The sequence below is a fragment of the Clostridium sp. genome (genome assembly GCF_051650885.1).
Taxonomy (GTDB): Bacteria; Bacillota; Clostridia; order Clostridiales; family Clostridiaceae; genus Clostridium.
This window is the reverse complement of record NZ_JBOFRG010000179.1, coordinates 1-15,615: the sequence shown is the minus strand read 5'-3', so window position 1 is coordinate 15,615 and position 15,615 is coordinate 1. Positions and strand designations below refer to the sequence as shown.

The following is a 15,615-nucleotide window of genomic DNA, read 5'->3' as shown; positions in this document are numbered from 1 at the left end:
TTAAAAATAGTTGTGAGGCTTTAGAAAGATATGAAAATTAAAGTTTTAGATGTATCTGAGGTTAATAATTATATAAAGAAAATCACTGAAAATGATTTTATATTAAATAATCTCTCTGTAAAAGGAGAGATTTCTAATTTAAAATACCATACTAGCGGGCATGTATACTTTTCACTGAAAGATGATTATTCAAAAATAAATTGTGTAATGTTTAAATCGGATGCATTAAGGGTATCCTTTAAATTAAAAGAAGGTATGGCTGTAGTAATTAGAGGTAGAGTTTCAGTGTATCCACAAACGGGAAGTTTACAATTATATTGTTATGAAATTGAGGAAGTTGGAATTGGAGATTTACACGTAAAGTTTGAAAAGCTTAAAAATAAATTGCTAAATGAAGGATTATTTGATGAAGAAAACAAAAAAACTTTAAAAGCCAATTCTCAAAGAATAGGTGTAGTAACAGCAGAAACCGGAGCAGCTATAAGAGACATAATAAATGTTACTAAACGAAGAAATACAAAAGTAGATTTAATTTTATATCCTGCTAAGGTACAAGGAAAAGATGGCTATAAAACTATAATTGATGGGATTAAATATTTCAATAAAAAAGAAAATGTAGATGTTATAATAATAGGAAGAGGTGGAGGATCTTTAGAGGAATTATGGAATTTCAATGAAGAAGAGCTAGCCTATGAAATATTTAAATCTAAATTACCAATAATATCAGCTGTAGGACATGAAGTAGACTATACAATATCAGATTTTGTAGCAGATGTTAGAGCAGCCACACCATCACAAGCAGCAGAAATTGCAGTAACATCAGAAGTTTTAATTCATAATGAATTAAAAGCTATAAGTTCTTTACTAAATAAAAAAGTAGAGGGTATAATAAAAAAAGAGAAAAGTGATTTAGATAATAAATTTAAAATACTAAAATTAAATTCACCAGAAATAAAAATAATAAATTCATTTAAAGATATTGAAGAGTTAGAAAACAAACTAAAAAATTCTATTATAAGTGTTTTAGAAAAAGAAAAAAGAAATGTTTTAGAATATAGTAATCTTTTAAATGCACATAATCCATTAAATATATTAAATAAAGGATATTCTATAATTAAAAATAAAGATGGAATAATTAAAAGCAAAAATGACTTGACTGAAAACAATGAAATAGAGATATATTTAAGTGATGGAAAAATAAAGGGTGAGTTATATATTAGTGGAGGTGAAGGTAATGGCTAAAAAAGTTAGTTATGAAGAAATGATTGAAGAGTTAAATGGTATATTAGAAAATTTAGAAAGCAATACATGCAGCTTAGAAGATTCTATGAAGCAGTATGAAACTGGGGTTAAATTAATAAATAAGATATATAAAACCTTAAATCAATACGAGGGAAAAATTACGGTTGTAAAAGATAATAAAGAAGTGGAGTTTGAATAAGATGAGAATAAATGATTATAAGGTAGTCATAGATGAATATTTAAATAATTACTTTAAGGATAAAGACGGTTTTAACAAATTAATTTATGAAGCAGAAGCCTATAGTTTAAATATTGGTGGAAAAAGAGTAAGACCAATCTTGACGTTATTAATAGCTTCATCATATGGAAAAGATTATTCAAAGGTTTTAGATTTGGCTTGTGCAATTGAGATGATTCATACATATTCATTAATACATGATGATTTACCATGTATGGATGATGATGATTTAAGAAGAGGAATGAAAACAAATCATAAAGTGTTTGGAGAAAATATAGCAGTCCTTGCAGGAGATGCACTTTTAAATGAAGCTATGATTATAATGATGAGAGAAGGAATTGAAAAAGGAGATGAATTCTTAAAAGCAGGATATGAAATAGCTAAAGCGTCAGGAGCAAATGGTATGATTGCAGGGCAAATTGTAGATATAATAAGTGAGGGCAAGAAAATATCTCTTGAGGAACTTAAGTATATGCATGCGAATAAAACAGGTGCACTTATAAAAGCTGCAATTTTAGCAGGAGCAATAGTTGGAGAAGCATCAGCAGAAGATATTAAAAAATGGGGAAAATTTGGTGAAACATTAGGGTTAGCGTTCCAAATAAAAGATGATGTATTAGATGTTATAGGAAATGAAGAAGTTTTAGGTAAAAAAATTCATGCAGATGAAGAAAAAAATAAAACTAATTATATTACTGAATATGGATTAGATGAGTGCATTGAAATGTGTAAAGAGTTAACGGAACAATGCATTGAAATATTAAGTAGTTTAAAAAATACAGAACTTTTAAAAGAATTAACTATAAATCTTTTAAAAAGAGAAAATTAGAGGTTGAATAAAGTTATGGAAATTTTAGAGAGAATAAAGTCTCCGAAAGATATAAATAAATTAAATAATAAAGAGTTATACTTATTAAGCAATGAAATAAGAGAATTCTTAATTACATCTGTGTCAAAAACAGGAGGACATTTAGCATCTAACTTAGGGATTGTAGAACTTACAGTAAGTCTTTTTAGTGAGTTTGACTTCAATAAAGATAAGATTGTTTGGGATGTAGGACACCAAAGTTATGTGCATAAAATTCTTACAGGTAGAAAAGAAAAGTTTGATGTATTAAGAAAACATAATGGAATGAGTGGATTTCCAAAAAGAAATGAAAGTAATTATGATTTCTTTGATACAGGTCATAGTAGTACATCATTATCAGCTGCACTTGGAATGGCTAGAGCAAGAGATTTGAAAAAAGATGATAGCCATATAATTGCTGTTATTGGTGATGGGGCATTGACGGGCGGAATGGCACTAGAGGCTTTAAATGATGTAGGATTTAATAAAACAAATATGATAATTATTTTAAATGATAATCAAATGTCTATTTCAACAAATGTTGGTGGACTTTCATCATATTTAAATAAAATGCGTATGAAGCCGAAATACAATATGATAAAAAAAGAAGTTAAGACAAAATTAAGTGGTACAGAAATTGGAGAAAATTTAGCATTAAAAATAACAAGAGTAAAAGATAGTATAAAACAATTAGTAGTACCTTCAATGTTATTTGAAGATATGGGAATAAAATATCTAGGCCCCATTGACGGACACGATATAGTGAAGTTAAGAGAGGTTGTAGATAATGCAAAAATGATGACAGGCCCTGTAATTATACATACAATTACAACTAAAGGAAAAGGATATGGACTTGCAGAGAAGAGTCCATGTAAATACCATGGGATTTCTCCCTTTGACAAAAAGAGTGGAGAAGTAGTTGGGGCAAAAGGAAAAGAAAATTATTCTGAGACATTTGGAAAAGCACTTGTAGAAATTGCTGAAAAAGACGAAAGTGTTGTAGCCATAACAGCCGCAATGCCAGATGGAACAGGTTTAAATAGGTTTAGAAAGAAGTTTGAAAATAGATTTTTTGATGTAGGAATAGCAGAACAACATGCAACTACTATGGCGGCAGGAATGGCATGTTCAGGATTAAAACCTGTATTTGCAGTATATTCGACATTTTTACAAAGAGGATTTGATCAAGTATTACACGATGTTTGTATTCAGAATTTACCAGTAGTTTTCGCCATAGATAGAGCAGGAATTGTTGGCGAAGATGGAGAAACACATCAAGGGATTTTTGATATTTCATACTTATCGATGATACCAAATATGACTATAATTGCGCCAAAATGCTTAGAAGAAGTAAAGCCATTATTAAATTGGGCTATAGAAAAAGGTGGTCCAGTAGCTATAAGATATCCAAGAGGTGGAGATATTATTGAAAATATGAAACCGATTGAAGATGTAATATTAGGTAAGTGGGAAGTTTTAGGTGATTTAGAAAGCGAAATTTCAATTATAGCGACAGGTAAAATGGTATCTCATGGAATATTAGCAAAGAAATTATTAGATGAGATGGGAATTAGAGTTAACTTAATCAATGCAACATTTATAAAACCGTTAGATAGTATGCTATTGAAAAAACTTTCGAAAACACAAACTGTAATAATATCTATCGAAGATAATATAGTTGCTGGAGGATTAGGTTCAAATATAAACTTAAAATTAAATGAGTATGGATTCAATGGGAAGTTTGAAGCTATAGGATATAATGATAAATTTATAGAGCAAGGAAATGTAAACATATTGTACAAAGAAGAAGGATTAGATGCAGAAGGAATAAAAACTAAAGTTTTAGAACTTCTGAAATAGAGGAGAAAAAGATGGCAGAAAAAAAAGAAAGATTGGATATTATATTAGTTAATAGAGGTATAATTGAATCAAGAGAAAAAGCTAAGACTAGTATAATGGCAGGATTAATATTTGTAGATGGCCAAAGAATAGATAAAGCAGGAATGAAGGTAGCAGTAGATGCTAACATAGAATTCAAGGGGCAAAAGTTAAAGTATGTTAGTAGAGGTGGATTAAAGCTTGAAAAAGCACTTAAAAATTTTCCACTAACATTAAATGAAAAAGTATGTATGGATATAGGAGCATCAACAGGTGGATTTACAGATTGTATGCTTCAAAATGGAGCGAAAAAAGTATTTGCTGTAGATGTAGGTTACGGACAATTTGCATGGAAACTTAGAACGGATGAAAGAGTAGTATGTATGGAAAGAACTAATATAAGGTATGTAACTACTGACGATATTGGAGAAAAGTTAGATTTTGCATCTATTGATGTATCATTTATATCATTAAAAACTATAATGCCAGCAACAATAGATTTATTAAAAGAAGATGGTGAAGTAGTAGCACTTATTAAACCACAGTTTGAGGCAGGCAGAGGGAAAGTTGGGAAAAAAGGAGTTGTAAGAGAAGAGTCTACTCATATAGAAGTAGTTGAAGGTATTATAAATTTCTTAAAAGAAAAGGAGCTTAATATATTAGGATTAAGTTATTCACCAATAAAAGGACCAGAAGGAAATATAGAGTATTTAGTATATTTCACGAAAGATAAGGAAAAGGAAAGTAACTTTAAAGATGAGGATATTTTAGAAGTAGTTAAGTTATCTCATAGCGAAATTTAAAGGAGATTAAAATGAAAATAATAGGCATTGCAATTAACCGAAATAAAGATGAAAATGGAAAAATACTAAAAGAGGTAGAAGAAAAGTTCATAACGGCATTTGAAGAAAGTAAAATTATAATATTAGATAGTTATGAAATAAAAAACATTGAAAGATTAAATTTAGATATACTTGTTGTATTAGGTGGAGATGGAACTCTTTTAGGAATAGCTAGAGAGGTATCGTATTATTGTAGTGTTCCTATTATTGGAATAAATATAGGGAATTTAGGATTTTTAAGTTCCACTGAATTAGAAAATTTAGATGTTAATATTGAAAAGTTAAAAAGGAATGAATATTTAATAGAGAATAGAATGATGCTACAAGGCTTTGTAACAGGGTTAGAAAATGAGCAGATAAGAGCTTTAAATGATATTGTATTAGCAAAAGGAACATTATCTAGAATGGCAAAATTCAATATTTATGTAGACGGAAAATTTTATGCATCATTTAAAGGTGATGGGTTAATTGTAAGTACACCAACAGGTTCGACAGCATATTCCTTTTCTGCTGGAGGGCCATTTATATACCCTGATTTAAACGTAATAATATTAACACCTATTTGTCCACATACAAAGAGTATGCAAACAATGGTTTTAAATGGAGATATGATGATAGAAGTAGACATTTGCTCACATGAAGAAGTTTACTTAACAACAGATGGTCAAAAGGTTTATAAAATGGAAAATAAGTCAATAATAAAAATAGAACGAGCTGAAAAATTTGCAAAATTTATTCAATTTGATGATTATGATTATTTTAAGGTGTTAAGAAAGAAAATATTAAATTATTAAGAAATGAGATGGTGATAAATTTGAAGTCAAGAAGACACGAGAAGATATTAGATATTATAAGTGAAAAAGATATTGAAACTCAAGAAGAATTAGCGGAAGCTTTAAGACTAGCAGGATTTGATGTTACTCAAGCAACTGTATCAAGAGACATTAAAAATTTAAGATTAATAAAAATGCAATCTATAAATGGTAATTATAAATATGCAGAACCTAAATCAGACAATAATAAGTTGTCAGATAAACTTGCTAATATATTAACAAATGCTGTTATAAGTGTTGAAAACATAGATAAAATGGTTGTTGTAAAAACATTTACTGGTGGAGCATCAGCAGCAGCAGAGGCAATAGATAGCTTAGAGTTTGAAAATATTGCAGGAACAGTAGCAGGTGATAATACTATATTTATACTAGTTAGAACTATTGAAGGGGCCGAGCTTATAGTTAATAGTATAAAAGAAAGGATAAATTAATAGGAGAGTTTATATATGCTTATACAATTAACTATACAAAATTTTGCACTTATAGAACACATATCCTTTGATTTAGGAGAAGGATTTAATATACTGTCTGGAGAAACAGGCGCTGGTAAATCAATTTTAATTGATGCAATAGATTATGTCTTAGGTGGGAAGTTTTCTAAGGACTTAATAAGAACAGGAGAAAATAAAACTTCTGTAGAGGCAGTATTTGAAATAGATAATGAAAATATAAAAACTATATTAAGAGAATTGGAAATAGAAATAGATGATGTCTTAATAATAAGGCGTGAAAGTTTACTTACAGGAAAAAGTATAATCAAAGTAAATGGAAAAACAATAATAGTAAATCATTTGAAAAAAATAAGAGAAAAAATATTAGATATTCATGGGCAACATCAAAATCAGCATTTACTACAAAAAGAGGCACATGGAGTTTATTTAGATAACTTTATAGGGGAAGAGATAAAAGGGGACTTACAAATATTTTCTGAACTTAGAGAAGAACTATATAAGGTTAAAACAAAAATATTAGATTTACAAGGTAATATTAATGGAGAAAAATTAATAGATTATATAAAATTTCAATTAGAAGATATTGAAAAAGGAAAGCTAAGAATTGGAGAAGAAGAGGAATTAAAAGAGACATTTAATTCCCTATCGAATGCAGAAAAAATAAATACAGCACTAAATGTAGGATGTAATGTATTAAGTAATAATGAGATGGCAGTATTAGAAGGGCTATCTAAGGTTATAGGTGAGCTTGTATCAATTGAAGAATATGTATCATGGATAAAAGAGAAAAGAGTTATAATAGAAGAGGCATATTATAATCTAGAAGAGATTAATAGAGAGCTTAGAGATTGTGCAGACAATATTCAATATGATGAAGAAGAACTTGCAAAAATAAATGAGCGATTATATATAATAAATAGCTATAAAAAGAAGTATGGTGGAACTGTAGAAGGTGCATTAGAAAAGTATGAGGATTTAAAAAATAAATACGAAGAACTCTTAAATGCAGAAGAGATAATAAAGGAATTAGAAGAAAAAGAAAAAGAAATTTTAAGTAAAATGAAAGTAGTTGGTGATAGACTACATAAAAAAAGGGTAGAAAGAAAAGTAGAATTAGAAGAAAAGATATTAAAAGAATTGTCTTATGTAGGTCTTGAAAAATCTACTATGGAAATTAGAGTAGAGCAGTTAGAGCGATATAATGAAAGAGGATTCGATGATATAACTTTTGCCATATCTACAAATCCAGGAGAACCGGTAAAATCTTTGGAAAAGGTATTGTCAGGAGGAGAACTTTCAAGAATTATGTTAGCACTAAAATGTGTATTTGCTGATAAAGACGATATACCTACTTTAATTTTTGATGAAATAGATACTGGAATAAGTGGTATTGTTGGACAAAGAGTTGGAGAAAAAATGTACCAAGTATCTAAAAATCACCAAGTCTTATGTATTACACACTTACCACAAATAGCAATCTTATCTGATAAGCATTATTTTGTTTCAAAAGGTGTCGTGAATGGAAAAACATATACTAAAATAAAGACATTGGATGAAAAAGAAAAAATTAAGCAGGTTGCAAGTATGCTAGGTGGAGACGGTTTAAGTGAAAAAACTATAGACAATGTAAAAGAGATGCTTAAAAATGCAAATTTAAAAAAAGAAAAAATAAAATCATTATAGATACATAAAGAATGTTATTATGGAGAAAATAAAACTGTGAAAATTTCATAGTTTTATTTTTTTATGTAAAAATCGCCAAACTATGAAAAAAGTTATTAGAATAATAAATGACGTTAGGGACAAACTAAGAGTGAAAAGTAAAGGAGGATTAAGGTATGAAGAATAGAATAGTTAAAAGTATAGGTGTTATTTTTATTGGTATAGCCTTAATGATGATTTTAAGCATGTTTACTCTGAAAAATATCCCACGTGAAATTTATACTAGTAACGAAGATATAGATAGTATATCTGTATTCAAGCAAAATAATCCTTTAAATACAGTAAATTATGATGGAAAAAATATAAACATAAAGTTTATGGGGATTTTTCCATTAAAGACAGTAGAAGTACACAAAGTAAAAGATTTAGAAGTTTACCCAGGTGGAGATAGTATAGGAATAAAACTTTCATCAAAAGGTGTTTTAGTAGTTGGATTTTCAGAAATTATTAAAGGGGATGAAAAAATAGAAAGTCCAGCAAAAAAATTTGGTATAAATATAGGTGATTCTATATTAGAAATTAATGATCAAAAAATACAAAAATCAAAAGATGTAAGCAAGTGTATAGAAAATTCAAAATCAGGAGAAATAAAAGTATTATTAGAAAGAAATGGCGAACTTATAGAAAAAAATGTTAAGGGAATTAAAGAAGGAGAAAAATATAAAATCGGTCTATGGATAAGAGAATCAGCATCAGGAATAGGGACAATGACGTTTTATGACAAAAAGACAAATAAATTTGGAGCATTAGGACATCCAATAACTGATAGTGATACAAATGAAATTTTTAAATGCAAGAAAGGTGAATTATTAGAAGCTTCAATTATAAGCTTAAGAAAAGGAGAAAGAGGAAATCCTGGGGAACTTAAAGGGATTTTTATGGATGAAGATAATCCAGTAGGGTTAGTAGAAAAAAATACTGCTTGTGGAATTTTTGGTGAAGGTCAAATGAAAGATAAAGAAAAAATTTCAAAGCCTATGAAGGTAGGATTTAGAGACGAAGTTAAAGAAGGCAAAGCAACAATACTTACTACCCTTGCAGGAAATGAACCAAAAGAATACGAAATAGAAATAGTCAAAAAATTAGAGCAAGATATTCCAGGACCTAAAAGTATGGTTATAAAGGTTACAGATCCAGAATTATTAAAAGAAACAGGCGGAATTGTTCAGGGAATGAGTGGGAGTCCAATAATTCAAAATGGGAAAATTGTTGGTGCAGTTACTCATGTATTAATCAATAAGCCAGATACAGGGTATGGTATATATATAGATTGGATGCTAAAGGATGCAGGAGTTATAGAATAAAAAATATAATGGTAGCTTAATAATTGTCTAAGCTACCATTATATTTTTTTAATTTAAGGTTTAAGGGAGAGTAATAGTGAAAAATGAAAAAAAAAATAAAATAATATTAAAAAGTATAGACTAAACTTAAAAAATAAGTTATAATTTACAAAAAGTGGAATTTATTTTGTAATTAATTTATAAATATTATTTAGAAAATATAAATGAAAAACTTAGTATGTAAAAATCTAAAGATTTCAAAAAGAAGGAAATTTATAGGTAATGTCGAATTAGTAAAATTATAGATAAAAACTATTATATTGATAAGTTCCAATATGAATAAAAGGGGGATAAAAATGGAAGATTCAAGAATTTCTGTAGTAATTGCAGATGATAACAAAGAATTTTGTAGTATATTAAAGGATTATCTTTTAAATCAAAAGGATATTGTAGTAACAGGTATAGCAAAGGATGGGTTAGAGGCATTAGAACTAATAGAAAGTAAAAGACCAGATTTAGTAGTTTTAGATATTATAATGCCACATTTAGATGGATTAGGTGTTTTAGAGAAGTTAGCAACATTAAATATGAGACAAAATGAATTGCCAAGAGTAATAGTGCTTTCAGCAGTAGGACAAGATAAAATAACACAAAAGGCAATAACATTAGGTGCAGATTATTATGTGGTTAAACCATTTGATATGGATATATTCACAAAGAGAATAAGAGAAATGTTTAATAGTAATGCAGCAGAAGAAGTTCAAAGAAATGCATTTACATTAAAAAATAATGAAATAGGTTCAGTATCTAAGTTAAATGAAGCTCCTATGGATTTAGAAGCAGAAATAACAAGCATAATACATGAGATAGGTGTTCCAGCACATATTAAAGGATATATGTATTTAAGAGAAGCAATAACAATGGTAGTAAATGATATGGAACTTTTATCAGCAGTAACAAAGGAGTTATATCCATCAATTGCTAAAAAGTATAATACAACTGCTAGTAGAGTTGAAAGAGCAATAAGACATGCTATTGAAGTTGCATGGGGTAGAGGACAAGTTGATGCAATAAATAGACTATTTGGATATACTATTCAAAATTCAAAAGGAAAACCAACTAATAGTGAATTTATTGCAATTATAGCTGATAAATTAAGACTTAAAAATAAAGTGAGCTAAAGTAGGATAAGGCGTTGAAAATAGAGGGATTGAATGAGTAGTAAAAAATTTACAAAAAGCGATTCTGATGGCAACAAATATATAAATAGACCAACAAATATAAAATATATAACGTATGACACCAAAAATCAGTAAAACTGATTGGAGGTGTTTTTTTTATGCCTAAAATTTCAAAAAAAATATTAAGTTTTGAAGATGCAATAAATGATTTTATGATTTATTGCACTAATAAAGATTTAACAAAAAAAACAATGAGATCTTACGAAAGTACTTTGAAACTCTTTGCTAAATATATGGAAGATGATAAAAATATTTATTCACCACTTAAAGTTAAGACTAAGGATGTGAAGGAATATATCGAATTTACTAAGGATAAAGGTAAGTATTCTTATGTTGGAGATGTTGAAAGTATTAAAAGTAATAATCCAAGTGCTAGAGGAGATTTTGGTAAACCAGTATCAATGTGGACTGTGAATAATTATTTAAGAAATATAAAGGTATTTTTTAATTGGTTGAGTGAAGGAGAAGTGATAAAAGAAAATCCAACAATACAATTACGACAATACAAACATAGTAGAAAACCAAAAGCAGAAATTTCAGATTTTGAATTTAATCGTCTTATAAAATCATTGGATTTAAGTAAATTTACCGAATATAGAGATTACGTAATACTTCAATTATTAATGGATACTGGGATGAGGATTGGAGAAACATTAAGTTTAAATACCGAAGATATTTTAATTGATAAAAAAGCAATTTTTATATTAGCTGATATAGCAAAAGGTAGAAAAGATAGATATGTATTTTTTAGCACCATTATGCAAGGAATATTAAGAAAATGGTTAGATTATAAAGAACGATATTATGATACAGAATATTTATTTATATCAAGCCGAGGAAATAAGTTTAATTTAATGAATTTTGAAAAAAATCTAAAACAATATTGTAAAAAAGCAAAGTTAGATAAAAACATAACTTGCCATCAAATTAGAAATAATTTTTCAAAAAGATTTTTACTTAATGGTGGAGATATATTTATACTTTCAAAAATTTTAGGACATAGCAGTATAACAGTAACAGAACAAGCTTATTTAGATTTAACAACAACAGATATTAGAAAGAATTACTATAAATTTTCTCCTTTAGAGAATATGAAAAGATAAAAAACTAAATACAAAAGATAAAGCCAAAAGGTCAATCAGTCGTTTTATGTGAAGAGCATATTAATTATTACACTAGAATCTATAATCAAGGTCAATCAGTCTAATAAGCCACTAGAACCTTTAGGACAAGTTGTTATTAAGCAAGTTAACCAACTATAAAAAAACTTGGTTTGGTGTAGCCTAGAGCTAATAAATGCACTCGGCAATATAGCTATTACACTTGTAGCTATATAAACGTAAGTCTTATTTAAACTTATCTAAAGATGTTATCCTAAGTTCATTTAATTAAGTGAATATGGAAGAGTGATACGGAGTGAGGATAATCCCAGATATTACGAGCTAATCATTGTAAAAAATACTAGCTGGTTCTATTAACAAAGGATAAATAGTGAAGTTATAGAAATATAAGAGAGGTTGGGGGATTATAGACCTCTTAGTAGCTATTAGGTTAGGTGAAATATTAACCTACTAAAGTGTTGTCAAATGAAGCGACCTAAACGATATACAGATTAACTTATCATAGGGACAAGCAGATTAGACATAGTTATTTTCTCAATTTTGATAGGATAACTATGTCTTTTTTCGCTCACACACTCAACCAGATTAACAATACAATAATTAAATTACAATACTTAATTACAAAAATATATACATTGAAAATTAAGGTGATAAAGTATTAAAGAAAGAAGGAAAATAAAATGGCTAAAGGTGGAATAGGAATAAATACTGGAACAATAATATATACAAGGAGGAATACAAGAAAAAAAGATTGTAAGAATTGTAGTAAATATAGAAATAGGATATGTAAAGAATTTAAAATAGATATTTATGATACAACTAGTGCAGAAGTATGTGATAAATTTAGAAAAAGAGCAACTAAGAAATACAAGTCAAAGAAAAAATAAGATAGGAAAAATTGTCCTACCTAAACATTAGGATGTCCTAGATCTAGACACCCAAGATTTTATATTAATCACTAATACATTATAAAAATTAAAAGTTTGGGTTTTACAAGTGTAGTCACAACTACTGTTGTAATAATGAGGTATTTGGAGAAATAAGAACATTACAAATTGAGGGTAAACCTTATTTTGTAGGTAAAGATGTTGCAGAAAAATTAGGATATAGTAATCCAACTAAGGCAGTATCAACACATTGCAAAGGGGTGTCCAAAATGGGAATACCTTCAACGGGTGGTATTCAACAAATGTCAGTAATTCCAGAAAGTGATTTATATAGATTAATAATAAAATCTAAATTACCAGAAGCAGAAAAATTTGAAGCTTGGGTTATGGAGGAAGTATTACCTACAGCTAATATTGTAAAAATGATGATATTTCTAAAGGTACAAATTGCACTTTTAAACTTAGAAATTCGGATGTCCTAGATATAGACATCCGAAAATTGAACAATGCTGGAGAAAAATTTCTTAAAGTATAGGTAAATAGGAGCTAAACACGTCCATGTATATAAAAGTATCTACACAACACCTAAAAATTTAAAAGGTAAATGTATAAAAAATATATACACTATATTGGGTGCAATAAGAAGAATAATATAACAAGAAGAATAAGTATTTAAAACGCGTGCGTTTTCAGCTCCCAGAATAATTTTGATGTATGTGGGTTGAGGGTTGTGGAAATAATAAATATGTAGCTATCTATAAAGCCATAGAATCAATTCTAAGAGGTTTTGAGTTGGAGCAATATAAATCTCTAAAAGTGATTTGGATAGTTCATAGAAGCTTGTCATAGCTGTTGGAGGTATAGGTATGAGTAATATAAATAATGAAAGAAAAAGGTATGAACAATTTCTCTTCAATAAGATAAATTATATTTTATATTTAAAAAGAAATAAGCTAGAAGATACAGTAGAAAGTAAAAAAATATATGATGAATCAGATGAATATAAGAATATAAAAGAAATATTTGATCAGATATATGGAGAATAGTAGAAGGAGTTAGATAGGTAAAATTATCTAACTCCTTTTTATTTACACTAATATTAATTGATTTAAAGCTAATCCTTTTTATAGGTGATTAGATCCTCCAAATTACAATCGAAGAATTTGCATAGAATATCTAAATGTTCTTTAGTTATTTTATCGCAAGTATTGTTGTAATATCTATTAATACTATTTTTACCTATACCAGTTATAGTGGATAAATCTTTTTGATTAAGTCGTTTTTCAGCCATTAAAATATGTAATTTAAATTCTATCATTTTCACCAATCCTTTCATTATAAATATAACATAGAAATACTTCTAGTACCATTAAATAAAAAAAAATACCTTTAAAAGGTATTGACAATACCGTTAAACGGGATTACTATATAAGTATAGTAAGAAATCAAAAAAAGGTGGTAATTGAATATGGCTAAAATAATAAACTTAAATGAAAAAAGAGAATTTACTGATGAACAATTTGTGAATTTCATGACAACAAGAGATAATTTTATAAATTATGGAATTTGGTTGGGCAAAAATGGATTTAAAGATACCATTATGAACTATGAAAAATACTTGGATTCAGAAGAATATTTAATGATGTTTAGTTAATGAAATTCAATTTACTTGACATTGTAACATTTTAAAGTTTTGTAAATTAATAGAAAAAGTTACTTTGTCAAGTGAAAATTATATTAAATATATGATAGAATTAAATAAATATTAAAAATAAATTGACAAAAGGAGAAGATACAAATGAAAAAAATGACAAAAAAAGAAGTGATGAAAGAAAATGGTGTTTACATCAGAAGCTATGAGGGGAAGGATTTAATTCAAATAGATGGAAAAGATATAAAGTTAAAAAAATATGATTTCAATTTAAATTACAGTTTAGAAATAGAAAAACTAGAGAATAAAATATTACATAATATTAAGGAAAATAGATGCAGTACAAATGCTTTAATCAATGTGAGTTTTAAATATGGAATAGCTAAGACTGATGATAAAGAAGGAATGAGTACAAAGCAAATAAGAGAAGCACTATATAAAGAAGGATTTAAGTTAGATGGACATAGATATGTAAGATATAAAAGGTCAGCAAGTTCAGCAAGAGAAGGGAAATGTCTATTTATAAGAAGTGATTTATATAATATGATGATGGACTGGAGCAGATGTGGATTAGATTTAGATGCACTAGGAGAACAGTTACCTAAATTAGAAGCGTATATCTCATTAACTACATCATCAATTATAGATACTATGAATATTGAACCTAAAAATATATTATTAATAGATGACTTTGAATCTTGCTTTGAAGATACTGTAATGGCTACAACATTAGATAGTAGTTTAAATTTATCTACAAAAGCAAGTAAGGTGAAAATATGTAATAGCATTTTTGATGGTGAATCATTAATAGATATAGATTTACTACCTAAAAGATACAAAGATAAAGGTGGAGTTCAATTAAGAAATAGATTTTTCAAAGGAATGGCTTTTAACACTAATATACAAAAGTTCTTCAATGATAATAATATAACTAGTATAGAGCAGTTAAATGGAAAAACCATAGCAACTAAAATAGAAGATATAAAATTTATAACTACACCAAGCTCTATTAAATATCTAGCATTTGGTGAATTTGAGAAGTGGTTAAAGAATATATCAAATAAATGGGGTATATGTTCAACAGATAATGAAAAACAAAAAATAAATAATATAGATGGATTAGTAAATACTCACTATCAATTACTTAACACTTTAAATTTAAAACCAAATGATATAAGTAAGTTATTAGAAGCAGAAATAGATTATGTAAATAAGGTAATAAATGATGAAAAGGTGTTATTAAACCATTTAGAAGGTGATAATGATTATGATTCTGTATCAAATGATATATTACTAGAGATGTTAAAACACAATCCCAAAATAATGAATACTAGCTTATTCAGAGGGCATTTAAATGATATCAAGAAGTCATATGCAA

Annotated in this window: 16 protein-coding genes and 1 pseudogene; 16 read left to right on the top strand and 1 reads right to left on the bottom strand. The window is 27.8% G+C overall.

What is annotated here, in order from left to right; translation table 11 throughout:
• Positions 1-30 precede the first annotated feature (30 nt).
• The 14 genes from xseA (at position 31) to ACRC28_RS08590 (ending at position 13,632) form a co-directional block, all read left to right on the top strand.
• Positions 31-1,242, top strand: a complete 1,212-nt coding sequence (gene xseA / locus ACRC28_RS08655; RefSeq protein WP_438543053.1) for an exodeoxyribonuclease VII large subunit — start codon at positions 31-33, stop codon at positions 1,240-1,242.
• Positions 1,235-1,441, top strand: a complete 207-nt coding sequence (locus ACRC28_RS08650) for an exodeoxyribonuclease VII small subunit (RefSeq protein ID WP_438543052.1) — start codon at positions 1,235-1,237, stop codon at positions 1,439-1,441. The genes xseA and ACRC28_RS08650 overlap by 8 nt, the downstream gene beginning before the upstream one ends.
• A gap of 1 nt (position 1,442) precedes the next feature.
• Positions 1,443-2,309 carry a polyprenyl synthetase family protein gene (locus ACRC28_RS08645; protein ID WP_438543051.1) on the top strand — a complete coding sequence of 289 codons (867 nt, stop codon included), beginning with the start codon at positions 1,443-1,445 and terminating at the stop codon, positions 2,307-2,309.
• A 15-nt stretch (positions 2,310-2,324) separates the two neighbouring features.
• A complete protein-coding gene (gene dxs, locus ACRC28_RS08640; protein WP_438543050.1) occupies positions 2,325-4,187 on the top strand; it encodes a 1-deoxy-D-xylulose-5-phosphate synthase in 1,863 nt (620 codons plus the stop codon).
• Between the two features lie 11 nt (positions 4,188-4,198).
• Complete coding sequence (locus ACRC28_RS08635; protein WP_438543049.1) at positions 4,199-5,008, top strand: TlyA family RNA methyltransferase; 810 nt, start codon at positions 4,199-4,201, stop codon at positions 5,006-5,008.
• A gap of 11 nt (positions 5,009-5,019) precedes the next feature.
• Complete coding sequence (locus ACRC28_RS08630) at positions 5,020-5,841, top strand: NAD(+)/NADH kinase (protein WP_438543048.1); 822 nt, start codon at positions 5,020-5,022, stop codon at positions 5,839-5,841.
• A 20-nt stretch (positions 5,842-5,861) separates the two neighbouring features.
• Positions 5,862-6,311, top strand: a complete 450-nt coding sequence (locus ACRC28_RS08625; RefSeq protein WP_438543047.1) for an arginine repressor — start codon at positions 5,862-5,864, stop codon at positions 6,309-6,311.
• Positions 6,312-6,326: 15 nt separating this feature from the next.
• Complete coding sequence (recN, locus tag ACRC28_RS08620) at positions 6,327-8,015, top strand: DNA repair protein RecN (RefSeq protein ID WP_438543046.1); 1,689 nt, start codon at positions 6,327-6,329, stop codon at positions 8,013-8,015.
• 155 nt (positions 8,016-8,170) lie between these two features.
• A complete protein-coding gene (gene spoIVB / locus ACRC28_RS08615; protein ID WP_438543045.1) occupies positions 8,171-9,358 on the top strand; it encodes a SpoIVB peptidase in 1,188 nt (395 codons plus the stop codon).
• A gap of 335 nt (positions 9,359-9,693) precedes the next feature.
• Entirely contained in the window at positions 9,694-10,518 is an 825-nt protein-coding gene (gene spo0A / locus ACRC28_RS08610) for a sporulation transcription factor Spo0A (protein WP_438543044.1), read from the top strand.
• 158 nt (positions 10,519-10,676) lie between these two features.
• A complete protein-coding gene (locus tag ACRC28_RS08605; protein WP_438543043.1) occupies positions 10,677-11,681 on the top strand; it encodes a tyrosine-type recombinase/integrase in 1,005 nt (334 codons plus the stop codon).
• 698 nt (positions 11,682-12,379) lie between these two features.
• Positions 12,380-12,586, top strand: coding sequence for a hypothetical protein (locus ACRC28_RS08600; RefSeq protein WP_438543042.1), 207 nt, complete (start codon positions 12,380-12,382; stop codon positions 12,584-12,586).
• Between the two features lie 152 nt (positions 12,587-12,738).
• Positions 12,739-13,068 (top strand): BRO-N domain-containing protein, encoded by a 330-nt coding sequence (locus ACRC28_RS08595; RefSeq protein ID WP_438543054.1) that lies wholly within the window; start codon positions 12,739-12,741, stop codon positions 13,066-13,068.
• Between the two features lie 384 nt (positions 13,069-13,452).
• Positions 13,453-13,632 (top strand): hypothetical protein, encoded by a 180-nt coding sequence (locus ACRC28_RS08590; protein ID WP_438543041.1) that lies wholly within the window; start codon positions 13,453-13,455, stop codon positions 13,630-13,632.
• 68 nt (positions 13,633-13,700) lie between these two features.
• Here ACRC28_RS08590 and ACRC28_RS08585 read toward each other — a convergent pair whose 3' ends face one another.
• Positions 13,701-13,922, bottom strand: a complete 222-nt coding sequence (locus tag ACRC28_RS08585) for a helix-turn-helix domain-containing protein (protein ID WP_438543040.1) — start codon at positions 13,920-13,922, stop codon at positions 13,701-13,703.
• Positions 13,923-14,054: 132 nt separating this feature from the next.
• Between ACRC28_RS08585 and ACRC28_RS08580 the strand changes: the two genes are divergently transcribed.
• Both ACRC28_RS08580 and ACRC28_RS08575 read left to right on the top strand, forming a co-directional pair.
• Positions 14,055-14,240 carry a hypothetical protein gene (locus ACRC28_RS08580; protein WP_438543039.1) on the top strand — a complete coding sequence of 62 codons (186 nt, stop codon included), beginning with the start codon at positions 14,055-14,057 and terminating at the stop codon, positions 14,238-14,240.
• Positions 14,241-14,384: 144 nt separating this feature from the next.
• A pseudogene (locus tag ACRC28_RS08575) lies at positions 14,385-15,615 on the top strand (hypothetical protein); the annotation flags it as partial.

What these genes read in the sequence shown, in the direction of transcription:
- ACRC28_RS08605 (WP_438543043.1), top strand. Translation starts at nt 10,677, where the DNA reads ATGCCTAAAATTTCAAAAAAAATATTAAGTTTTGAAGATGCAATAAAT.
- ACRC28_RS08650 (WP_438543052.1), top strand. Translation starts at nt 1,235, where the DNA reads ATGGCTAAAAAAGTTAGTTATGAAGAAATGATTGAAGAGTTAAATGGT.
- ACRC28_RS08590 (WP_438543041.1), top strand. Translation starts at nt 13,453, where the DNA reads ATGAGTAATATAAATAATGAAAGAAAAAGGTATGAACAATTTCTCTTC.
- xseA (WP_438543053.1), top strand. Translation starts at nt 31, where the DNA reads ATGAAAATTAAAGTTTTAGATGTATCTGAGGTTAATAATTATATAAAG.
- ACRC28_RS08635 (WP_438543049.1), top strand. Translation starts at nt 4,199, where the DNA reads ATGGCAGAAAAAAAAGAAAGATTGGATATTATATTAGTTAATAGAGGT.
- ACRC28_RS08630 (WP_438543048.1), top strand. Translation starts at nt 5,020, where the DNA reads ATGAAAATAATAGGCATTGCAATTAACCGAAATAAAGATGAAAATGGA.
- spo0A (WP_438543044.1), top strand. Translation starts at nt 9,694, where the DNA reads ATGGAAGATTCAAGAATTTCTGTAGTAATTGCAGATGATAACAAAGAA.
- ACRC28_RS08585 (WP_438543040.1), bottom strand. Translation starts at nt 13,922, where the DNA reads ATGAAAGGATTGGTGAAAATGATAGAATTTAAATTACATATTTTAATG.
- ACRC28_RS08600 (WP_438543042.1), top strand. Translation starts at nt 12,380, where the DNA reads ATGGCTAAAGGTGGAATAGGAATAAATACTGGAACAATAATATATACA.
- ACRC28_RS08645 (WP_438543051.1), top strand. Translation starts at nt 1,443, where the DNA reads ATGAGAATAAATGATTATAAGGTAGTCATAGATGAATATTTAAATAAT.
- spoIVB (WP_438543045.1), top strand. Translation starts at nt 8,171, where the DNA reads ATGAAGAATAGAATAGTTAAAAGTATAGGTGTTATTTTTATTGGTATA.
- dxs (WP_438543050.1), top strand. Translation starts at nt 2,325, where the DNA reads ATGGAAATTTTAGAGAGAATAAAGTCTCCGAAAGATATAAATAAATTA.
- recN (WP_438543046.1), top strand. Translation starts at nt 6,327, where the DNA reads ATGCTTATACAATTAACTATACAAAATTTTGCACTTATAGAACACATA.
- ACRC28_RS08580 (WP_438543039.1), top strand. Translation starts at nt 14,055, where the DNA reads ATGGCTAAAATAATAAACTTAAATGAAAAAAGAGAATTTACTGATGAA.